Genomic DNA, 22,144 nt, shown 5'->3' with positions numbered 1-22,144 from the left:
ACGAAAGACACTGACTAGCGCCAATTCGGTTAGTTTGTATTTTTCGCCACAAATTTAAGGAGGATTTTTTTAATGCTCAAATCAGTTATTGAGAATGTACATGCACTTGAAATCTTTGATTCACGTGGTAACCCAACTGTTGAAGTTTTCGTTACCCTTTCAAACGGTGTCGTAGGTAAGGCCGAAGTTCCATCTGGTGCTTCAACTGGTGAAAACGAAGCTGTTGAATTACGTGATGGTGGTTCACGTCTTGGTGGTAAAGGTGTTATGAACGCTGTTAACAACGTTAACACTGAAATCAACGATGCTTTAAAGGGATTAGATCCACACGATCAACCAAACATTGACGCAACTATGATCGCTTTAGACGGTACTCCAAACAAGGGTCGTCTTGGTGCTAACGCTATCTTGGGTGTATCTATGGCTACTGCTTGTGCAGCTGCTAAGGATAACCACCAACCATTGTACCGTTACCTTGGTGGTACTGACCTTGAAATGCCTCAAACTTTCCACAACGTTATTAATGGTGGTGAACACGCAGACAACGGTATCGATATTCAAGAATTCATGATTACTCCAGTTGCTAAGACTTCATTCCGTGATGGTTTTGAAAAGATTGTTAACGTATACCACACTTTGAAGAAAGTTCTTGAAGACATGGGTTACGAAACTGGCTTAGGTGACGAAGGTGGTTTCGCTCCTAACATGAAGAACTCAGAAGAAGCTTTAAAGGCATTACATGAATCAATTATTAAGGCTGGTTACAAGCCAGGTGAAGATATTGCTATTGCATGTGACTGTGCTGCTTCATACTTCTACAACAAAGAAGACGGCAAGTACCACCTTGAAGGTAAAGTTCTTACTGACGAAGAATTGGCAGATTACTACGACAAGTTACTTGACGAATTCCCAGAATTAATTTCTATGGAAGACCCATACGATGAAAACGATGTTGAAGGTATGGTTAAGTTCACTGAAAGCCACAAGGACCGTATCCAAATTGTTCTTGACGACTTCATTTGTACTAACCCTAAGCTTTTGAACAAGGCTATTCACGAAGGTGCTGGTAACGCTTCATTAATCAAGTTGAACCAAATCGGTACTGTTACTGAAACTCTTGAAACTATTCGTCTTTCACGTAAGAATGGTTACAACACTATGATTTCTCACCGTTCAGGTGAAACTGGTGATACCTTCATCGCTGACTTCGCAGTTGCTGTTAACGGTGGTCAATTGAAGAGTGGTGCCCCAGCTCGTTCAGAACGTGTTGAAAAGTACAACCGTTTACTTGAAATTGAAGAAGAACTTGGTAAGGGTGAACGTTTAGCATTCTTCCCAGACAACGTTGACTTAGACTAATTTAAGTTAATATTTCTTTAAAAAGAGATTGATTTTTGATCAATCTCTTTTTTTATGCTTGAGTTAGTTATGGAAAGTAAGTAAACTAGATACTATAGATAGAAAGGAAGATTAGTTGAAAAAGAAAATTAAATCTTTTGATAATAAAACTGTGTTAACAATTGGACGAATTGGATCTGTCTTGTCTGTTTTGATGTATGTTTCTTATATTCCTCAAATTATGAATAATTTGTAGGGAAATTATGGTAATCCAATTCAGCCATTGGTTGCGGCTATTAACTGCCTTATTTGGGTTTTATATGCCTTGTTAAGAGAGAAAAAAGATTGGCCGTTATTTGTAGCTAACTTTCCAGGAATCTTATTTGGATTAGCTACATTTGTTACTAGTTTGCACTAATTTTTCAGTCGATCGTTTTCTATAAAAAATAGATGTAAGAGGGGAAAATAATTTGATTACTGTCTCAGATTTGAGTTTAAATTTATCTGGTCGTACTTTATACGAAGATGTTAACTTAAAATTTACTCCCGGTAATTGTTATGGAGTAATTGGCGCTAATGGTGCGGGTAAGTCTACTTTTTTAAAACTTTTAGAAGGTAAAATTGAACCTACAACAGGAAATATTTCTATTGACGCTAATGAAAGAATGTCTAGCTTAAATCAAGATCACTTTGCGTTTGAAGATTGTACTGTTTTAGATACAGTGATTCAGGGGCATAAAGAACTTTATCAAGTAATGAAAGATAAGGATGAGCTTTATTCTAAACCTGATTTTTGTGATGAAGATGGTGTAAAGGCAGCTGAACTAGAATCAAAGTTTGCGGAACTTGATGGTTGGAATGCGGAAGCTGATGCTTCTAAATTGTTGCAATCTTTAGGTATTCCTGAAGACTTGCATCAAAGTAAAATGAGCGAGTTACCAGAAGCAGATAAAGTTAAAGTTTTATTAGCGCAAGCCTTGTTTGGTAATCCTGATATTCTTTTGCTTGATGAGCCGACTAACGGTTTAGATGTTCATACTGTTAACTGGCTTGAAGATTTTTTAGCTGACTATCCAAATATTGTCATTGTAGTATCTCACGATCGCCACTTTTTAAATCAGGTTTGTACGAAAATGTGTGATGTAGATTATGGCAAAATTCAGCTATATATGGGCAATTATGATTTCTGGTATGAATCAAGCAAACTTGCATCTGAATTGGCAGCTAACCAAAATGCTAAGAAAGAAGAAAAAATCAAAGAGTTGCAAGAATTTATTGCACGTTTTTCAGCCAATGCATCTAAATCTAAACAAGCTACTTCAAGAAAGAAACAGTTAGAGAAAATTACGCTTGATGATATTAAGCCATCTTCTCGAAAATATCCTTATGTCAAGTTTGAAATGCATCGTGATTTAGGAAATGACTTATTGAAAGTAGAAGATGTATCCTATAGTGTTGATGGTGAAAAGATTTTAGATCATGTTTCATTTATCGTTCGCCCTGGCGATAAAGTCGCCTTTTTATCACGCAATACTTTAGCAACTACTGCTTTAATGGATATTATTGCTGGTAAAATAAAACCAGAAACTGGCACTGTGACATGGGGACAAACAACTGCTTTTAACTATATGTCTCGTGATTTGAACGCTAACTTTAACAATGATGAACTAACGATTTTAGATTGGCTACGTCAATATGCTACTAAAGAACAGGATGATAATACTTTCCTACGCGGCTTCTTAGGTCGAATGCTCTTTTCTGGAGAAGAAATTGAGAAGAAAATTAAGGTGCTCTCCGGTGGAGAAAAGGTGCGTTGCCAACTGTCTAGGATGATGTTAGAACCAGCTAATGTATTGGTAATGGATGATCCAACAAATCACTTGGACTTAGAGTCAATTACTTCTCTTAATGATGCATTGAAAGATTATCAAGGATCAATTCTGTTTACTTCCCATGATCATGAATTTATTCAAACGATTGCTGATCATATTGTAGAAGTTGGACCTAAAGGAATTGTTAGTCGAGCTGATACGAGTTATGATGAATTTCTAAACAGTCCAACAATTCAGGAGCAAGTAGAAAATATTTATTAAAATATAAGAAAAAAGGAATTTTATTGTGAAAATTCCTTTTTATTTTGTCAAAAAAGAGTACTATAAAACTTGTGAGCTTTTTTAAGGAGGATTTGTAAAATGTGTACCTCAATTATTTATGATTCAAACGGCCAACATTATTTTGGGCGTAATTTAGATTTAGAAATTTCTTTTGGTGAACACCCAGTAATTACACCGAGAAATTATGTGTTCAAATATCGGAATTTACCTAATAGAAAGGCAACCTATGCTATGATTGGGATGGCAATCGTTAAAGATAACTATCCTTTATATTTTGATGCAGCGAATGAAAAAGGGCTAGGAATTGCTGGACTTAATTTTGATGGGCCGTGTCACTATTTCTCTGAATCAGCAGAAAAAGACAATGTAGCCCCGTTTGAATTGATTCCATATTTATTGAGTCAATATACTTCAGTTGAAGAAGTAAAAAATGCCTTGAAAAATATTAATTTGGTAGATATTAATTTTTCTGAAAAATTACAAGTATCACCACTACACTGGTTAATAGCTGATAAGACAGGCAAATCAATTGTGGTAGAATCGACTGTAAGTGGTTTACATGTCTATGACAATCCAGTAAGTGTTTTAACCAATAATCCTGAATTTCCAGAACAATTTGCTAATTTAGCAAATTATATTAATGTTTCTCCAGCACAACCTGAAAACACTTTGATTCCTGATGCAAATATTAATCTTTATAGTAGGGGATTAGGCACACATCACTTACCAGGTGGAATGGATTCCGCCAGTCGATTTGTTAAAGTTGCCTTTGTTCGAGCTCATGCACCTGAAGGCAAGGATGAGGCAAGTAGTATAACAAATTATTTCCATATTCTTCATTCTGTCGAACAACCAAAAGGAACAGATGAAGTAGGTCCAAATTCATATGAATATACTATTTACTCTGATGGAACTAATTTGGAGACTGGAACTTTCTACTATACCAACTATGAAAATAATCAAATTAATGCTATTAAATTAAGCAATGAAAATTTAGATAGTGACAAGTTAATTGATTATGAATTGCTTGAAAAGCAACATATTAACTATCAAAATTAAATTTTAAAAAGAAAAAACTTTGACAGATAGAATACAATTGTAATTCTAAATGTCAAAGTTTTTTATTTATCTTCTTTAGCAAAAGTATTAATTATAGTAATAAAACTCTTAGCTAAAGCTTCTTCCTGAGCGACAGGAAGCTTTTTCATGTCATTTGTAAGTTTGTCAAGAAAAACACGGTCATTACTTAACTTGTTTACAAATGTCTGTGATTTGGGAGTTTTTGAGGATTCATCAATTAAAGTAATTACGGATGTTTGTAGTGCTTTTGCAATCGCATCTAATTTTTGAATACTGATATTTTGGTTACCTGTTCTTTCAATCTTAGAGATGAAATTTACTGATAGACTACTGAATTCCGCAAGGTCCTCTTGAGTCATTCTCAAACTCCTGCGTCTTTTTTTGATCGCAGCTCCTAAGTTGTCTATCACTTCAATCACAATTCCTTTCACACAGATTTCTGCCTGCGCTTTTTAGAATAAAGTTAAACTGTAATTAAATGAAGAATTTATAATATTATCTTCCTTCATTTAGTATATTCATACACCAAAACCTGCTGGACAAACGCTAACCATATTGGTGTTATGAGCTATTAAAATTAATTTAAACTTAGGAAATTTGAGAGAGGCGAAAAGCAGTATAACAAATATCAAAATTTTAATGTAGTTATTTTATTAAATTTTAAGAAATTTTGCTGTTTCCAGTATTATAATCCAGGGTTACTCCATCTTGTACATTAAAAATATAAACATGAAAATGAACGTCATTTGAATTAATAGATTGTCCTTCCATTTCAACTCCGCGAGCGAGTAATTCATTATTTCTAAAAATTGGTGTTACTCGGTAGCGGACATAATTGGTCGGCGAAGATTTTAAGTAAGTGGCTACTTCATTTTCATACATTAGCATGTCAGGATCATTTAAGTGTCTAGTTCCTGTCATTAAGTTTTTCCAATTATTGTTTTGGCCAGTTAATTGGTAGCCAATTAAGTGTGAACGATTAAAGAGCCAATGATGATTTATCTTTTTATTATGCCAGCCAGTTGGGTTAACATGAAGCGCTTCTCTTTTAGTCTTGGGCATTAATGATTTGTTTAAAAGTGCATTGGCTGCTGTTACTCGATTTTGAGAATCAAGATCACCATATTTTTGCCAAGCGCCCTGGCTGGTATCCAAGTCTTCCTTTGAAAAATCAGGATTATTGTTATTAACATTAACAACGCTTTTACCTTCGTAATTGAGAGTAGACAATTTTTGTTTACTTAAAGACTCAACAGCATTGGGATTTGTGTAATGCTTTAATTGTTTTTGAAGATCAGCTATTTTTTTATCTAGAGAACTAATTTTCTTTTCAACTTTATGATTTTTATTTTTTAAACGACTAGCTTCTTTTTGATTACTATAGTCATACTTGTATTTTTTAACAATCTTAATAGCACTAGCTGAACTTATCTGAGAGGTATATGTTTGACCGGCTCCTAATGAAAACAAGAGGGCAGCGGCTAAAAATTGAGTAATTTTTTTATTTATCATTATCTTTTCGCCTTTCTATAACCAGCATTAATAGCATCTTGCTCACTATTAAAATAGACTGCATTGGCTGAATGCATGTGGTAGCCTGCTTGTCCGGGAACGTGGTAGATCTTTGAATTGCGATTGCCGACAATTGTACCCTGATTTGCAGTATATAGATCACCTTGACTTTGACTAGATGAGCCATTATTGTTTATTTCTTGATTTTGCTTAGCTTTTTTCTGTGCTTCTTCAATTTCTTTCTTTTTAGCAGCAGCTTCTTTTTGAGCTTGAGCTTCAGCAGCCTTTCTCTCCCGTTCAGCTTCTTGTTTTTGCTTTTCTTCTTTTACTTGATAGTCATCAAGTTGCTTTTTTAATTTATCATATTCAGCTTGCTTGTTTTTTTCTTCCTGCGTAAGAACTTTAGCTCTAGCTTTTTCTTTATTAAGTTCCGTCGTTCCTACTTTTTTAGTAATTGTCTTAGTAATAGTTTTGTGGGCTACTTTTTTACTTTTAGTTAAAGTAGTTTTTTGAGTAGACTGTTGGCTTGTATTGTGCGAACTAGGAGAGGTGACCAATCCTAATACGAAGAATAAGCCAATTGTGACACAGTTAGCCCAAAAAATTGGATGAGCGGCTTTTTTGAATAAAAACTTTTTAACAAGATAATATGGAATTAGGTAGAACCAAAAGAGGATCCACATAATTATTTTGACAACTTTATTTTTCATCTTACTTTCTCCATTCATAAATATCCTCATGTATCAGGATAATATAATGGTTTCGATAAGAAAATAAAAAATTAAAAAAAGACTTGACGAAAATTGATTAAGATTATAATATATTTTTAACAATTAACTTAAACATTTTGCTAGTTGAGTAAATTAGGGATGTTCTTTTAGAGAGTCTATGTGTGGTGGAAATAGATAGGACAGCTAATTGAAGATGGACTAGAAATTAAAATGGTGGTAATGAATTTTAATAATAAGTTACCAACGGAGTTGCGATCGTTAACAACGCAAGGTAATTCTTAATTAAGTTTAAGAGCTACTTACTAAGGTTATTTACGTGAGTAAATAGCAAATTAAAGGTGGTAACGCGAGCACTCGTCCTTTTTGGGATGAGTGCTTTTTTGTTTTAGGAGGAAAGCACGATGCATAAGAAAAGAATTAGAAATCGGATAATTTGGTCAGTGGTAGCAGTTTTAATCGTCATTGCTGGGTGGTTTAGTTTTAGCCCCACGAGTACTAATACAAAAGATCAAAAAGAAGTAGTTGTTGGGGTAGTTGGTCAAACCAAGCAAGACGCAGAGATTTGGAAAAGCGTCGCAGAAACTGCTAAAGAAGATTATGGTATAAAAATTAAAATTAAGAATTTTACTGATTATAACCAGCCAAATAAGGCTCTTCAAAATGGTGATATTGATCTAAATGCCTTTCAGCACTATACATTTTTAAACGCTTGGAATAAGGCAAATCATGGTTCATTGGTTGCAATTGGAAATACTTATATTGCTCCAATCAGATTATATTCAAAGAAATATAAGAATATTAATGAGTTGCCACAAGGAGCTACAATTGCAGTTCCAAATGATGCTTCTAATGAATCAAGAGCTTTATATGTATTAAAGAATGCAGGATTAATTAAATTAAGAAAAGGCGTTAAATTAGCTACAGTTGCTGATATTACTTCAAACCCTAAAGGATTAAAAATTAAAGAAGTTAGTGCTGAGCAAACAGCTAGAGTAATTGATGATGTTGATGCAAGTATTGTTAATAACACTTACGCTGTTCCAGCTAAATTAGGTGATAAGCAGACAATTTATATTGAGCCATTAAATAAAGATTCAGAACAATGGATTAATATTATTGTTGCTAACAAAAAGGATAAGAATAACAAGATCTACAAAGATCTAGTTAAGGCATATCAGACTGAAAAGACTAAGAAGTTATCTGAAAAGCTCTACGGTAAGACCGAAATTGCAGCTTGGGGATTGAAGTTGAAGTAAGAGAGGAGAAAGTCGAATGACAGCACAAATTAATTTAAAAGATATTACTGTTAAATTTGGAGAAAATAAGGCAGTTAATAATGTAAATTTAGAAATAAACAAGGGCGATATTTATGGTGTGATTGGCTTCTCTGGTGCAGGGAAATCTACCTTGGTTAGGACAATTAATTTACTGCAATATCCTTCTGCTGGTTCTGTAGAAGTTAATGGAACCATTTTGTTTAAAGAAGGTAAACTTCAAGTTTCTAAAAAGCAACTTCAGGAAAAAAGACGAAAAATTGGAATGATTTTTCAGAATTTTAATCTTTTAAATGAAGAAACTGTGATTGAAAATGTCGCTTTTGCATTGCAGCATACGCATTTATCTGACAAGGAATTAGAAGAAAAATCACTTCATTTATTAGAATTAGTAGGTTTGAAGGATAAATCTGACTTTTATCCAGCACAATTATCTGGAGGTCAAAGACAGCGTGTAGCAATTGCCCGTGCCCTAGCTAATGATCCTGATATTTTGATTTCTGATGAAGCAACTAGTGCACTTGATCCCAAAACAACTAATCAAATTTTAGATTTGCTTTATGATTTAAATAAAAAATTAGGTTTAACAATTGTATTGATTACTCATGAAATGGATGCAGTAAAGCGAGTAGCAAATAAGATTGCTGTAATGGAAACGGGAAAAATAATTGAAAAAGGTGACTTACGAGAAGTATTTTTACATCCTCAAAAACAGCTTACACGTCAATTTGTGGGTGGAGCTTTGCAGGCTCAACATATTTTAAATACGTACAACTTTGATAAGCTAGCAGATAATGCAGAATTATATCAGTTAGTTTATAGCATTAATGATGTTACTAAGTCAGTAGTTGCTGATTTAGATGTTTCATTAAATACTAAAGCAAGTATTTTGTATGGAAATGTAGAAGTCTTAAGTGGTGAACCAATTGGAACACTTGCCATTTTATTGAACCTTGATGAGCAAAAACAAAAAGAAGCAATTAAATTTTTAGAAAGTAAAAATGTTGTAGTAACAAAATTAGATAAAGGAGTGCTGACTAATGATTAGTTTTTTGACTAAAAACTTTCCTAATGTTGTGGCCCTAGGGTGGGGCGGAGATGCTGGTTGGGGAACAGCTATTTTCCAAACCTTATTTATGACTTTTTGGTCAGCTATTTTTGGAGGAATTCTTGGTTTAGTTTTTGGTTTACTGCTCGTTTTGACAAAACCAAAAGGAATTTTAGCCAATAAAGTTGTTTACTGGATCGTTGATAAACTAGTATCTATTTTTAGAGCCGTTCCATTTATTATTTTACTGGCTTTTGTTGCTCCAGTTACTCAAAAAATTGTCGGCACTCAAATTGGGATGAAAGCTGCTTTAGTACCATTAACTTTAGGTGTTTTTCCATTTTTTGCTAGACAGGTTCAAGTTGCACTTGAAAGTGTCGATAATGGAAAGATTGAAGCAGCTGAAGCTTTAGGTGCATCAACCAAAGATATTATTTTTGATGTTTATTTAAGAGAAAGTAGATCCGAATTAGCTAGAGTTTCGACAGTAACTTTGATTAGTTTAATCGGCTTAACAGCAATGGCTGGTGCTGTTGGAGCTGGCGGTTTAGGTAATACAGCTATTTCTTATGGTTATAATCGATTTAATAATGACGTTACTCTAGTAGCAACATTATTGGTCTTATTGTTAGTGCTAATTGTACAAGTAGTTGGAGATTTAGTAGCAAAGAAATTGAATCACCAAGAACGTTAATCAGATGGCATTGAATAAGTATTTTTAGTATAATTTAATACAATTATATTAGCGAAGAATTATATTCTCCGCTTTTTGTATGCCCTTTCATTTAAATGTAGCTTATAATGAAGATAATGAAAACGGAGGACAAAAAATATGGTAAAAAAAGGTTATCGTGTTGAAAGTGATACATTAGGTCCGGTGGAAATTCCTGAAAAAGCATTATGGGGCCCACAAACTCAAAGAAGTAAAGACAATTTCCACACTGGAGCATTAATGCCAATTGGTATTATTCGGGCACTTCTTCAAATAAAACTAGCTGCTGCTCAAGCTAATATTGAAGCTGGTACTGAAACGGAAGAAAAGGGACGCGCAATTATTGAAGCAATTCATCAATTGCTCGATCTAAATAATGAAGAATTGCAACCATACTTTCCACTTCATGTTTACCAAACTGGATCTGGTACTCAGACTAATATGAACGTTAATGAGGTCGTAGCTAATTTAGCTAATCAGAATCATCCTGGGTTGAATGTTTTACCTAATGATGACGTGAATATGGGACAATCTTCAAACGATACTTTCCCGACTGCAATGAATTTAGTGGCTACGCAAGCTTTAGATGATTTAAAACCATCTGTCAAACACTTAATTAAAGAATTGAAGGTTAAGCAAGATGAATATTGGACTACAGTTAAAGTAGGTAGAACTCACTTACAAGATGCTGTTCCATTGACTTTTGGACAAGAACTATCAGGCTATATTGCTGCTCTAAATCATGATTTAGCTTATATTAATGAATTGGAAGAAACTTTATATGAATTGCCAATTGGAGGAACTGCTGTTGGTACTGGACTTAACGCAGCTCCGGGTATGGCTGAAGATATTGCTGAGCGTTTATCAAGAAAATATGGTCACCAATTTGATGTAAAAACTAATAAATTTTTCGGTTTAGCAAATCACTCAGGCTTGAATGTTGTTCATGGTGCTCTAAAAGCCTTAGCTGCCGATATGTTTAAGATCGCTCAAGATATTCGCTTCCTAGGTTCTGGACCCAGAGCTGGATTAGGAGAGTTAAATTTGCCAGCAAATGAACCTGGTTCCTCAATTATGCCAGGTAAAGTCAACCCTACTCAAGCAGAAGCGGTTACTATGGCATGCTTGAGAGTATTTGGAAATGACACGACAATCACAATGGCAGCTTCTCAAGGAAACTTTGAAATGAATGTCTTCAAACCTGTCATGATTGCAGCCTTCTTAGAATCCGCAAATGTTTTATCAGGAACTATTTCAAGCTTTGCTAATAAGATGATTCATGGTTTGACTGTAAACAAGGAAAGAATGGCAAAAGATGTCACTGATTCCTTAATGACTGTTACTGCGCTTTCACCTCATATTGGCTATCATGAAGCAGCTACAATTGCACAAACTGCAGCTAAAGAAAATACAACTTTACGAACAGCAGCCTTAAAGAGTGGATTAGTCACTAAAGAGCAATATGATAAATGGATGAAGCCAATCACAATGACCAATGCGATGAACACGAAACCAATTGATGATTAAAAGAAGGGAAAAGCATGGCATATAAATTTCCAACACAAACAGTAGATAACTTAAAGGAAGAATATGATGCAATTATCGTTGGTAGTGGCGGTACTGGGTTAGCAGCTGCAATTCAGGCGCATCAATATGGCCTAAATGTTGCTATTTTAGAAAAGAATAGCTTTTTAGGTGGAAATACTATGAGAGCCAGTTCAGGGATGAATGCAGCTGAAAGTATCGTTCAAGCTCGTCTAGGAATAAACGATAGTATGCAAAAATTTTATGATGAAACGCTAAAAGGCGGCGGTTATATGAATGACCGTGAAATGCTTCATTATTTTGTTGAGCATGCACCGCTAGCTATTGCTTGGCTTGAAGATTTAGGCATTAAGGTAGATGATTTAACTATTACAGGTGGTATGTCTAAAAAGAGAACTCACCGTCCATCTTCAATGGCTCCAATCGGTGCCTTTTTAGTTAATAATTTACTTAAGCTAGCAGATGAGCGTCACATTCCAATTTTTATCGATTCAAAGGTTACTAGCCTGTTACAAGATAAAGATAAGAAAATTACTGGTGTAGAAGTTAATAAGGAACATCAAGTAAGAGCTAAAGCAGTTTTACTTGCTACTGGTGGTTTTGGTGCTGCTAAAGATTTAATTGCTAAATATCGTCCTGATTTGCGTGATTATAAAACAACCAATCAAGCAGGTGCTACTGGAGACGGTTTGAAGTTAGCTGATAAAGTTGGGGCACAATTAGAACAGTTGGAGTTAGTTCAGGTTCATCCAACTGTGCAGCAAGATACCGATCACGCATATTTGATTGGTGAAGCAGTGCGCGGCGAGGGAGCAATTTTGGTCGACCGCGATGGTGAGCGGTTTATTAATGAATTAAGTACTCGTAAGATTGTCTCTAATGCGATTACTGAAACGCCTGAACATTCTGCGTATTTAATTTTTGATCAAGGAGTTAGAGATAGAGTTAAAGCAATCGAATTCTATGACTCAATTAACTTGGTTGTTCATGGAAGTACAATTGAAGAATTAGCTGAAAATATTAAAGTTCCGGCTGCAAATCTGAAAAAAACTCTTCAAAGTTGGAATGAAGCAGTTAAAAAGAATAGTGACACAGAATTTGGACGAACAACTGGTATGGCTAGCTTAGATCATGCACCATATTATGCGATTCATATTGCACCTGCTATTCACTATACAATGGGCGGAATTCATATTGCGCCTGATACCAGAGTTTATGATACAAATGGCAATTTTATTGCAGGACTATATGCTGCTGGTGAAGTTAGTGGTGGTTTGCATGGAAATAATAGAATTGGCGGTAATTCAATTGCTGAAACGATTATTTTTGGACGTGAAGCAGGGAAAACCATGGCAAAGTTAATTAAATAAAGCGGTTTCAATAAATAGCTTATTTGTGTATACTTAAAGTGTAAAAATTAAGTTTTCATTCAAAGGAGTTATATATAAAAATGAGTCGTAGAAAAGTATTTTTAGTCGGTGACGGTCGTGTTGGCTCAACTTTTGCAAATGATTTATTACAAAATGTAAAAATTGATGAATTGGTAATTTGCGATGTAGTTAGGAAAATTACTGAAGGGGATGCGTTAGACTTAGAAGATCTAGCCCCATTTGTTGGTCAATGTACAGTAAAGAGCGGAGATTACAATGATGCTAAAGATGCAGATATTGCCGTAATTACTGCTGGTGCTGCAAGAAAACCGGGAATGACTAGATTAGATTTAGTAAATACTAATGTTAAAATCCTAGAATCCATTGTAAAGCCAATTGGCGATTCTGGCTTTAATGGTATTTTCGTTGTTTCTGCAAATCCAGTAGATATTTTAACTACTTTAACACAAAAACTATCTGGTTTTCCTAAGAATAAGGTTATTGGAACAGGGACATCTCTTGATACAGCACGTTTGCGTGTAGCATTATCACACAAGACTGGTGTGAATGTTGATCACATTGATGCTTATGTTTTAGGTGAACATGGAGATACTTCTTTTGAAAACTTCGATGAAGCTATTATCGACCAAAAACCACTTCGTTCTTACAAAGAATTAGATGAACAAACATTAGTTGAATTGGAAACTGATGTACGCAAAAAAGGTGGCAAGATTATTGCTAACAAGGGTGCAACATTCTACGGCGTTGCAATGTGCTTAACTCAAATTTGTAAGGCAATTTTAGAAAATAATGCTCGCGTTATGCCGTTATCAGCTCCAATGACTGGAGAATATGGTATTCATGATCTTTATCTTGGAAGTCCAGCGGTTGTTACTGCGAACGGAATTAGTGATGTGATCGAGCTTCACTTATCAGAAGATGAGAAAAAGAAAATGACTTATTCAGCAACAAAAATGAAAGAAGTTGTTGATGGAATTGAGCTATAAACAATAGATTCTAAATAGAAAAAGGTTTTGCCCTTACTTAAATTAAGAGTGCAAGGCCTTTTTTCTGTGATAAAATTTTAAAGGTATGATATTTAATCAAAGTTTGGGGACTATGAAAAGTGAAAAACAAGGAAAACAAAATTGAGCGTGTAAATCAATTACACCATAAGCATACTTTGTCGCATCACCATCATATGCGAATTCGTTGGCAAGAATTTTTTACGAGTGATAATATTACACCTGCTAAAAATGCTACTTTGGCTGAGCGTTCTGTGATTGTAGGTCATATTGGAATGATGCTTTTGTCATATGGGACAGGAGCTTGGCGAGTAAGATCTGCGATGAATACAATTGCTCGTTGCTTAGACATGACTTGTAGTACTGATATTGGTTTAGTATCAATTGAATATACTTGTGTTGATGCCGATGGGAAGAGCTATACTCAGGCCTTGAGCTTACCAACAACTGGCGTTAATACTACAAAATTAGACCGAATGGAAAATTTTGTTAATCAGTTTAAAGAAGATGATGGAAACTGGACTATTGGTCAAATTCATAATCGTTTAGAAAAAATTTCAACTATGAAGTCACGGTATTCACCTTGGCAAGTTGGGTTAGCAGCTGGTTTAGCCTGTGGAGGATTTATCTTCTTACTTGGTGGTGGAATTTTCGAAGTTATTTGTGCCTTTTTTGGGGCTAGCTGCGGAAATTATGTTCGCCGTAAAATGGCAGACCGTCATCTCACTATTTTGGCTAATATTACTGTTGCCGTAGCGGTTGCCTGCGCAGTTTATGTAGGAAGTTTTTATTTAATCAGATTATTTTATCCAGTAAGTTTACATCATTTAGATGGCTATATTGGAGCAATGTTATTTGTAATTCCAGGATTTCCGTTTATTACATCAGGGCTTGACCTTTCTAAGCTGGATATGCGATCAGGTTTAGAAAGAATGGCTTATGCAATTATGATTATTGTTGTTGCCACAGCGGTTGGTTGGATAATGGCTTTAATTTTAAACTTGCATCCACAGAATTTTGAAAAGTTAAATTTAGCTCCACTAGTTTTGACTCTTTTAAGGTTAATAGCTAGTTTTTGCGGGGTCTTTGGTTTCTCAATTATGTTTAATTCTAAGATCTCAATGGCAACTGTAGCTGGTCTTTCAGGAGCTGTTGCCAATACCTTACGCTTAAGCTTAGTTAATTGGTCAAACGTACCTCCAGCAGTTGCTGCTTTTATTGGAGCTTTCGTAGCAGGGATGCTTGCGTCAATTATTAGACGTAAAATTGGTTTTCCAAGAATTGCAATCACTGTGCCCTCAATAGTAATCATGGTTCCAGGTTTGTATATGTATCGAGCAATGTTTAATTTGGGATTAACGTCATTGAATGCTGGTGCATTATGGATGGTGCAAGCCTTGATGATTGTTATTTGTTTACCATTAGGACTGATTGCAGCACGTATTTTAATGGACAAAGACTGGCGGCATGCAGGATAATTTTTTCACAAAAAGTTGTCATAGAATTTAAACTATGGCAGCTTTTTTCGTATAATTAATAGAACGATAGAAAATAAAGAATGAGTGACGATTATGCAAAAGAAAATCTTATTGCTTTCTACTGGAGGCACAATTGCTTCTGTTGTGTCAGATGCAGGTTTAGTTCCTAAGGAATCTGGAGAACAATTAATCAATATGTTGGGTGAGTTACCGTATGATATTACGGTCGAAGATATATTACAGTTGGATTCTTCAAATATTCAACCAGAGGAATGGAAACTTATTGCAGAAAAAATTTTTGAGAATCGAAATAAGTATGATGGAATTGTAGTTTCTCACGGAACAGATACCATGGCTTACACTGCCTCAATGCTAACTTTTATGCTACAAAATATTAATATTCCAGTTGTTCTAACTGGAAGTCAGGTACCAATTAATGTTGTCTTAAGTGATGCACCGGATAATTTAAAATTAGCTTTTGCTGCTGCAGCTAGTTGTCATCCAAATATTTACTTAGCTTTTGATCGAAAAGTAATGCTGGGATGTCGTAGTGTAAAGGTTAGGACAATAAACTTTGATGCTTTTGAGAGCGTAAACGTGCCACCTGTTGCTAAGGTTACATCCGATGGTCTGGTTTTTTCTGAGCAAAATTTACCTAAAAATACTAAAGAATGTACTTTAAATACGGAAATTAATCCCCATGTTTCACTAGTAAAATTATTCCCTGGCTTTGATCCTAAGTTGCTATTTGCGATGGTTGAGAGTGGATGTAAAGGAATCGTCATTGAAGCGTATGGCTTAGGCGGAATGAATTATATTAGAAGAAATATGGTAGGAGCAGTGGGTGAATTAATTCGCTATGGGATACCAGTGATTGCAAGTAGTCAATGTTTATATGAACGAAGCGACCTTACCAAGTACGAAGTAGGGAGAGAAGCCCTTCTTGAAGGCGCAATTAGTGCGCGTGATATGACATCAGAAAGTGCCATTACTAAGTTAATGTGGGGCTTAGGTCAAGGATGGGATGTACATCAAATTGCTGAATTTTTTAATACGGATGTAGTTGGTGAAGTAACAATAGAAAAAGACGATACACTTCGTGTGGATTAAATTTAGGAAAATAAATGAAAGATAATTTTAAGCAACCAATTGGGTTAACGAGTGTAGAGGTTGACCAAAGAACTAAAGAAGGTAAAGTAAACCGCGCTGTTAATGATCAAGCTAAAACAGCATGGCAAATCATTAAAGAAAACACTTTTACGTATTTCAACTTAATTTTTCTAGTGTTGTCTATCTTACTAGTAATTGTTGGTGAATATAAAGACTTAACTTTCTTACCAGTAATTATTGCGAATATGATTATTGGAATTGTTCAAGAATTACGGGCAAAAAGAGTTTTAGATAAGTTAAACGTAATGAATACAACAAAGATTGCCGTAATTCGCGATGGAAAAGAAGAAGTTATTCCTATTGAACATTTAGTTTTAGGAGATGTAATTGTTCTTCAGACTGGTGATCAAATCCCGGCTGATGGTCAGGTGATTTCTGGAACATTACGTGTAAATGAAGCCTTGTTAACTGGTGAAGCAGATGAAATAGAAAAAGACGTTGGTACAGAATTAATGTCTGGAAGTTTCGTAGTATCTGGAAAAGCATACGCGCGCCTTGAAAAAGTTGGGAAGAATTCATATGTTTCTAAGTTAACTTTAGAAGCTAAGGCAATGAATTCCAAAGAAGGATCAGAAATGGTCCGTTCGATTAATCGATTAATTAAATGGGTTGGGATCATTATTATTCCATGTGGAATTGCGCTGTTTATTGTAGCTAGATATGTAAACCACTTGAATTTAGCTGATAGTGTGGTATCAATGGAAGCGGCAGTAATTGGGATGATTCCAGAAGGATTATATCTATTAACAACGATTGCATTAGCTTTAGCTGCTATGCGTTTGGCTCGTTCGCAAGTAATGCTTCATGATATGAAAAGTGTAGAAACTTTAGCCAGAGTTAATGTTTTATGCGTTGATAAAACTGGGACAATTACTGAACCAAAAATGGAAGTTGAAAAAATTATCCCGGTTAATACAAATAAAGATGATTTAGCAAAAAATATTTCTGTTTTTGCTCAAAATATGCCACATGATAATGCCACGATTAAGGCGGTAGCAAACGCTTTTAACCAAAAGGCTAATATTCAAGTAAAAAAAATCATTCCCTTCACATCAGTAAATAAGTATAGTGGAGCCGTTGTTGGTGAAAGCACGTTACTTATGGGTGCACCGGAGTTTGTATTGCGTGGTCAATTTAAAGATTATGAAAAAGAAATCAATAAGTATACTAGTCAAGGCTACCGTGTTTTAGCTTTTGCAAAATATCCGGAAGCTTTAGAAGATGAAAAGCAGAAACTCTCTAAAGAAGTTGATTTACTCGGTTATATTTTGATTTCTAATCCCATTCGAAAAGAAGCTAGAAATACCTTTAAGTACTTTGAACGTCAAGGAGTAAATGTCAAAGTTATTTCAGGAGATAATCCTTTAACAGTAGCTAGAGTAGCTAAGCAAGCTGGAATTAAAGATGCTGATAAACTAATTGATGCTACTGAAATTGGTGAAGGTGACTACGAAGAAGTTGTCAGAAAATACAATGTTTTTGGTCGGGTAAAACCAGATCAAAAGAAGAAGTTGATCAAAGCACTTCAAAAAAATGGTAATACAGTCGCAATGACAGGTGACGGTGTTAACGATATTTTGGCGATGAAGAGTGCAGATTGCTCAATTGCGATGGCATCAGGAAATAGCGCTGCTGTGCAAGCATCTCAAGTAGTATTACTTGATTCTGACTTTGCTAGAATGCCTAAGGTTGTCGATGAAGGTAGAAAAGTCGTTAACAATATTGAAAGATCAGCTAGTTTATTCTTAGTTAAAAATATTTTTTCATTCTTGATGGCTATTTTCTCTCTCGTTTTTACAATGTCGTATCCATTAAGACCAGCACAGATTGCCTTAATCTCGGCGTTTACGATTGGGCTTCCTTCATTTTTACTTGCTCTTGAAAACAACTACAACCGTATTCGCGGGAAATTTATCCCGAATGTTTTATCCCGTGCAATTCCAGGTGGAATTACGGATATGCTCGCTGTGTCGATCTTGGTAGTTGCTGATATGGTTTTAGCTTTAGGACGACAAGAAGTGGCAACAACTGCTACGATGCTTTTAGTGGCTGTGGGGATGATGGTTCTGTACCATATTTCAAGACCTTTGAATAAATTTAGATGGACTGTGTTAGGTGGTTCCTTTTTAGCTTTAGTCTTGGCAGTTATTTTCTTCCATAATTTGTTTGCTCTTTCTCGTATTTCAGCAACAGCGGTATTCTTACTGCTAGTGTTGTTCTTTGCAGAAATTACGATTTTCAGATTCTTAAGTAAATTTGCGGACGGAGTAAGGGAAGTCTTAGTTGTTTATGACCAAAAAGGAAAAGATTTAACTTTAAATGACATCAAGCAGGCATATCGTAAGGGAAGAAACTTGGTAAATATGCCGATAGGAAAATGAAATTTAAAATAAGTATAATCTTTTAGCTAGTTGAATGATACAATTAAAAAGTCAAATAACTAGGTTATCAGAGGTTAAAAATGAAAAATAGTGATATAAAAAAATATAAGAGTAAAGTAATAGATTATCTTATCCCGATAATTTTAAGTTTAGTAATTGCAACTATCTTGATTTGGACGATATTGAGCACTCGATCAGGTCTTACTTTAGATGATACTGCTTTTCATTTTCATCGTTTTTATGATACAAATCAGCAAATTAAAAACCATAATTTTTCTTATTTTCAGATGAACTATGGAATGGGTGAAAGTGGTCGAATAGTTAATGCACTTTATGGTCCATTTTTTGCCTACATAATGGGATTTTTATTGCTATTTTGTAGTTCTTGGCTTCGCTTTCAAGTTGTAATAACTTATCTGATTTTTCTAGTTGGTGGTTTAGGAGTATATCATTTAAGTCGAAAGGTAAAGATGACAAGGACTGTTTCCTCAGTAATTACTGCTTTATTTTTGACAACAGGTTATATTGCTTACTGGTTACGGTCCAACGCTTTTAATTCTTGGGGTGCAGTTTTAATACCCTTTGTTTTAATTCAAGGAATTAATCTTTTAAATAATTATAAGAAGAGATTTAGCTGGATCAGTTTAGGCGTCGTGATGGCAATCGTGGCACAGGTTCACTTATTGAGCACATTCTTTTCTATCTTAGCCTTAATTCCTTTCTTTATTTATGGGTTAATTCTAAGTGAAAACAAACGTCAGATGTGGTTTGATGTCTTTAAGGCTGTGGTGTTATTTGTTGTTTTAACAGCAAATGTGTGGGGAGCATTTTTGCTTCTTTATCCGACAAACCAAATGGCATCTCCAATTGATTTTTCACCCGTTCTTACTTCTGTCAATCTTTCACTTGCTGGTACAAGTACTATGTGGACGTCGATTACAGAAGTCACATTATTGCTATTTATTGTACAAATAATTTATGTAGCATTTAACTTTAAGTCTTCAAGAATCAATACTTTTGTTACTCTCGAAGGATTAGTATTCTTTTATTTAAGTTCTAATTTATTCCCGTGGCAGTTTGTTAAAGACAATTTTCCAGCTGTAACTGGATATTTACAATTTCCAAATCGATTTACTGTTGTAGCTTATCCTTTATTGTTTGTTGGGGTAGGTTTAACAATTACAGAACTAATTAAAAAACACGGCAAAAAGCTTGGCTTGCTAGCTAGTGGTTTGGCTATAGTAATAGTTCTATTTAATGTCAGAGCTGATTTTAATGAAATTAATAATAATATTTCTTATAATAAGGGAATCACTAATAGTTCAAGAGAGATGCAAGAGAAGGGGCTAGAAGCATATATTAATAAAATTGATATTAATACTCCTGATTATCTTCCCGTCCAGAAAAAAATTAAATCTGCTGATGTTACAGGAATGCTAATGAACATGGCACCACAAAGAAAAAACTTTAGTAAAAAAGTTTTATCAGGGGGACGACTTGAAATTAAGTGGAATGGGAAAACCGCTAAGTCAACTACGCTTCCAGTTTTTATTTACCATCAGTCTGAACTAACAGTAAATGGCAAAAAGGTAAATCCAAAACTCAATAAGATCGGAATGCCAATTGTTAAATCAAAACAAGGTCGAAATACTGCAATTCTTTCATTTAAGACACCAACATGGTTTACAATTCTACTTTATATTTCAATTCTTGGTTGGGTAGTAATGTTGATTTATGGCGTGTTTAGATTAGTTAAAATAGTTAAAAAATAATGCAAAAAAACTTCCTTAAACTAGAAATTCTAGTCTGAGGAAGTTTTTTAATTACTCTAATAAATCAACAAAAGTGGCTTCGGTGATTTTTTGTAAATCATCTGGATTAATCATAATACTGCGTCCAACTTCACCGCTTGAAACAGCAATTTGATCATGTTCTTTCATACTGCTGTCGAGATAAATTGGAAAATGATGTTTTTGATAAATTCCAATTGGTGTATTTGCACCGTGAACATAACCAGTTGTTGCAACTAGCTTCTTAAGAGGAAGCAATTCGCACTTTTTATTGTCAGAAGCTTTAGCGAGTTTTTTCATACTCAAATGCTCAGTGACTGGTACTACGCCAACTACTGGGCTATTTTTATTTCCTTCGCATACTAAGGTTTTGTAGACCAAAGCCTCTTCATCGTCTAAAATGGAAGTATCCATTTGTTTAACATCACCCTTTTGTATGGTGTTAAATGATAGTTGTTTATATGGAATTTTTTGCTGGTTGAGCATTTTTTCGACTAACGTCTTATTAAGTTTTTTCTTTTTATTTTTTTTCGACATTTTTCTCACCTGTTAATATCATAAACGTGGGAAATTAACATGTCAAAAGGGGACAAGATTAGTGAAATTATTAGCAGTAAAAGTTGAATGTGGTCATGAGTTGGAAGATGGATTAAGCTTTTTCATGCAAGATGAACTAGATGCACAAGGAATTGAAAGTCGTAAGCGAAGCGATTTTATTGCTGAAGGTCAAAAACATGATAGTAGCTTGGTTGAACTTGATGATATTGAAAATTTACCAAAGGATTTAGAGTTAACAGCATATTTTGATTATGAAAGTGCTGATAAAAAAGATCTAATTAAAAAGATTATGGATAAAATTGCGGAGATGAAGAGCTATGGCTTAGATACTGGCGAAGTTTCAATTAGCACTAAAGAAGTGGCAGATGAAGATTGGAATACAGCTTGGCAGAAATATTATCACGTAATTGATTTTTCTCGTTATCTGGCTATTGTTCCTGAATGGGAAGATTACCATCCAGCTTTTACTGATCAAAAATTGATCCGTCTAGATCCAGGTCTAGCTTTTGGAACGGGTGGTCATACTACAACTCAACTTGTTTTGCTTGCAATGGAGCGAGCCATAGTCAAACCAATGTCGGTTTTGGATGTTGGAACTGGATCAGGCATTTTAGCCATTGCAGCTAGTAAATTAGGGGCAAGCCATGTTTTAGGAACTGATATTTCTGATGAAGCAGTAACTGCCGCAAAAGAAAATATTGCGTTAAATGATGTCGATAATATTGATGTACGCAAGGCAAACTTATTAAAAGATATTGATGATAAATATGATTTAATTGTGGCCAATATTTTAGCAGATATTTTGTTAGAATTAATTCCAGACTTAGATAGTCATTTAAATGAAGAAGGAAAGGTTATCTTCTCAGGAATTGATTATTTGCAATTGCCAAAAATTGAAAAAGCTCTTGCAGAAAATAACTTTGAGATTAAAATGAAAATGCAAGAAGGACGCTGGATTGGTCTATTAATCGCTAGAAAACCAGACTAAAAATATATTAAAAGAAAAGGTAAGCAAAAA

General features: G+C 34.7%; 18 protein-coding genes and 1 pseudogene. 15 read left to right on the top strand and 4 right to left on the bottom strand.

The features are described 5' to 3' along the window. The first annotated feature begins 72 nt into the window (after positions 1-72). The 4 genes and pseudogenes from eno (at position 73) to bsh (ending at position 4,511) form a co-directional block, all read left to right on the top strand. A complete protein-coding gene (eno, locus tag AB5359_RS03520; RefSeq protein WP_003647458.1) occupies positions 73-1,359 on the top strand; it encodes a phosphopyruvate hydratase in 1,287 nt (428 codons plus the stop codon). A 115-nt stretch (positions 1,360-1,474) separates the two neighbouring features. Further along, a pseudogene (locus AB5359_RS03515) lies at positions 1,475-1,756 on the top strand (hypothetical protein). A 52-nt stretch (positions 1,757-1,808) separates the two neighbouring features. Continuing rightward, a complete protein-coding gene (locus tag AB5359_RS03510; protein WP_368280060.1) occupies positions 1,809-3,431 on the top strand; it encodes an ABC-F family ATP-binding cassette domain-containing protein in 1,623 nt (540 codons plus the stop codon). 99 nt (positions 3,432-3,530) lie between these two features. Further along, positions 3,531-4,511 (top strand): choloylglycine hydrolase, encoded by a 981-nt coding sequence (bsh, locus tag AB5359_RS03505; RefSeq protein ID WP_048686801.1) that lies wholly within the window; start codon positions 3,531-3,533, stop codon positions 4,509-4,511. Between the two features lie 62 nt (positions 4,512-4,573). Here the strand turns inward: bsh and AB5359_RS03500 are convergent, their stop codons facing one another. From AB5359_RS03500 to AB5359_RS03490, 3 genes are all read right to left on the bottom strand, one after another. Beyond that, complete coding sequence (locus AB5359_RS03500) at positions 4,574-4,963, bottom strand: helix-turn-helix domain-containing protein (RefSeq protein WP_077410342.1); 390 nt, start codon at positions 4,961-4,963, stop codon at positions 4,574-4,576. Between the two features lie 229 nt (positions 4,964-5,192). Continuing rightward, positions 5,193-6,044, bottom strand: a complete 852-nt coding sequence (locus tag AB5359_RS03495) for a DNA/RNA non-specific endonuclease (protein WP_048686805.1) — start codon at positions 6,042-6,044, stop codon at positions 5,193-5,195. Then, positions 6,044-6,784, bottom strand: a complete 741-nt coding sequence (locus AB5359_RS03490; RefSeq protein WP_368280061.1) for a DNA-entry nuclease — start codon at positions 6,782-6,784, stop codon at positions 6,044-6,046. Before AB5359_RS03490 ends, AB5359_RS03495 begins: the two co-directional genes overlap by 1 nt. A 392-nt stretch (positions 6,785-7,176) precedes the next feature. Between AB5359_RS03490 and AB5359_RS03485 the strand changes: the two genes are divergently transcribed. From AB5359_RS03485 to AB5359_RS03440, 10 genes are all read left to right on the top strand, one after another. Next, complete coding sequence (locus AB5359_RS03485) at positions 7,177-8,031, top strand: MetQ/NlpA family ABC transporter substrate-binding protein (protein WP_048686809.1); 855 nt, start codon at positions 7,177-7,179, stop codon at positions 8,029-8,031. 16 nt (positions 8,032-8,047) lie between these two features. Continuing rightward, complete coding sequence (locus AB5359_RS03480; RefSeq protein WP_048686811.1) at positions 8,048-9,097, top strand: methionine ABC transporter ATP-binding protein; 1,050 nt, start codon at positions 8,048-8,050, stop codon at positions 9,095-9,097. Then, positions 9,090-9,791 (top strand): methionine ABC transporter permease, encoded by a 702-nt coding sequence (locus tag AB5359_RS03475; RefSeq protein ID WP_003647450.1) that lies wholly within the window; start codon positions 9,090-9,092, stop codon positions 9,789-9,791. The genes AB5359_RS03480 and AB5359_RS03475 overlap by 8 nt, the downstream gene beginning before the upstream one ends. Before the next feature lie 138 nt (positions 9,792-9,929). Further along, positions 9,930-11,336 (top strand): class II fumarate hydratase, encoded by a 1,407-nt coding sequence (locus AB5359_RS03470; RefSeq protein ID WP_020807337.1) that lies wholly within the window; start codon positions 9,930-9,932, stop codon positions 11,334-11,336. Positions 11,337-11,350: 14 nt separating this feature from the next. Then, positions 11,351-12,724, top strand: a complete 1,374-nt coding sequence (locus AB5359_RS03465; protein ID WP_048686813.1) for a flavocytochrome c — start codon at positions 11,351-11,353, stop codon at positions 12,722-12,724. Between the two features lie 80 nt (positions 12,725-12,804). Beyond that, positions 12,805-13,731, top strand: coding sequence for an L-lactate dehydrogenase (locus AB5359_RS03460; RefSeq protein WP_048686815.1), 927 nt, complete (start codon positions 12,805-12,807; stop codon positions 13,729-13,731). A 194-nt stretch (positions 13,732-13,925) separates the two neighbouring features. Then, positions 13,926-15,227 (top strand): threonine/serine exporter ThrE family protein, encoded by a 1,302-nt coding sequence (locus AB5359_RS03455; RefSeq protein WP_003648995.1) that lies wholly within the window; start codon positions 13,926-13,928, stop codon positions 15,225-15,227. Between the two features lie 93 nt (positions 15,228-15,320). Next, positions 15,321-16,337: an asparaginase gene (locus tag AB5359_RS03450; protein ID WP_048686818.1), complete on the top strand. Its 1,017-nt coding sequence runs from the start codon at positions 15,321-15,323 to the stop codon at positions 16,335-16,337. A 14-nt stretch (positions 16,338-16,351) separates the two neighbouring features. After that, entirely contained in the window at positions 16,352-18,778 is a 2,427-nt protein-coding gene (locus AB5359_RS03445; RefSeq protein WP_156235983.1) for a cation-translocating P-type ATPase, read from the top strand. Between the two features lie 80 nt (positions 18,779-18,858). Beyond that, a complete protein-coding gene (locus AB5359_RS03440) occupies positions 18,859-20,550 on the top strand; it encodes a cell division protein (protein WP_048686823.1) in 1,692 nt (563 codons plus the stop codon). Positions 20,551-20,601: 51 nt separating this feature from the next. Here the strand turns inward: AB5359_RS03440 and ybaK are convergent, their stop codons facing one another. Continuing rightward, the gene (gene ybaK, locus AB5359_RS03435) at positions 20,602-21,105 is read right to left on the bottom strand and encodes a Cys-tRNA(Pro) deacylase (RefSeq protein ID WP_368280065.1); all 504 of its coding nucleotides are present in this window, start codon (positions 21,103-21,105) and stop codon (positions 20,602-20,604) included. 61 nt (positions 21,106-21,166) lie between these two features. On the opposite strand from ybaK, the gene prmA reads away from it, so the two are divergent. Continuing rightward, entirely contained in the window at positions 21,167-22,114 is a 948-nt protein-coding gene (gene prmA, locus AB5359_RS03430; RefSeq protein WP_048686826.1) for a 50S ribosomal protein L11 methyltransferase, read from the top strand. The last annotated feature ends 30 nt before the right edge of the window (positions 22,115-22,144 follow it).

This window comes from Lactobacillus sp. RTP31084st1_F9_RTP31084_210423, from assembly GCF_040919545.1.
GTDB classification, from domain to species: domain Bacteria; phylum Bacillota; class Bacilli; order Lactobacillales; family Lactobacillaceae; genus Lactobacillus; species Lactobacillus paragasseri.
This window is presented reverse-complemented; position numbering and strand designations above follow the sequence as displayed.

Coding starts and splice junctions, on each gene's coding strand:
- eno (WP_003647458.1), top strand. CDS start 73: ATGCTCAAATCAGTTATTGAGAATGTACATGCACTTGAAATCTTTGAT.
- ybaK (WP_368280065.1), bottom strand. CDS start 21,105: ATGTCGAAAAAAAATAAAAAGAAAAAACTTAATAAGACGTTAGTCGAA.
- bsh (WP_048686801.1), top strand. CDS start 3,531: ATGTGTACCTCAATTATTTATGATTCAAACGGCCAACATTATTTTGGG.
- AB5359_RS03470 (WP_020807337.1), top strand. CDS start 9,930: ATGGTAAAAAAAGGTTATCGTGTTGAAAGTGATACATTAGGTCCGGTG.
- AB5359_RS03450 (WP_048686818.1), top strand. CDS start 15,321: ATGCAAAAGAAAATCTTATTGCTTTCTACTGGAGGCACAATTGCTTCT.
- AB5359_RS03445 (WP_156235983.1), top strand. CDS start 16,352: ATGAAAGATAATTTTAAGCAACCAATTGGGTTAACGAGTGTAGAGGTT.
- AB5359_RS03495 (WP_048686805.1), bottom strand. CDS start 6,044: ATGATAAATAAAAAAATTACTCAATTTTTAGCCGCTGCCCTCTTGTTT.
- AB5359_RS03475 (WP_003647450.1), top strand. CDS start 9,090: ATGATTAGTTTTTTGACTAAAAACTTTCCTAATGTTGTGGCCCTAGGG.
- AB5359_RS03455 (WP_003648995.1), top strand. CDS start 13,926: ATGCGAATTCGTTGGCAAGAATTTTTTACGAGTGATAATATTACACCT.
- AB5359_RS03465 (WP_048686813.1), top strand. CDS start 11,351: ATGGCATATAAATTTCCAACACAAACAGTAGATAACTTAAAGGAAGAA.
- AB5359_RS03440 (WP_048686823.1), top strand. CDS start 18,859: ATGAAAAATAGTGATATAAAAAAATATAAGAGTAAAGTAATAGATTAT.
- AB5359_RS03480 (WP_048686811.1), top strand. CDS start 8,048: ATGACAGCACAAATTAATTTAAAAGATATTACTGTTAAATTTGGAGAA.
- AB5359_RS03490 (WP_368280061.1), bottom strand. CDS start 6,784: ATGAGGATATTTATGAATGGAGAAAGTAAGATGAAAAATAAAGTTGTC.
- AB5359_RS03460 (WP_048686815.1), top strand. CDS start 12,805: ATGAGTCGTAGAAAAGTATTTTTAGTCGGTGACGGTCGTGTTGGCTCA.
- AB5359_RS03485 (WP_048686809.1), top strand. CDS start 7,177: ATGCATAAGAAAAGAATTAGAAATCGGATAATTTGGTCAGTGGTAGCA.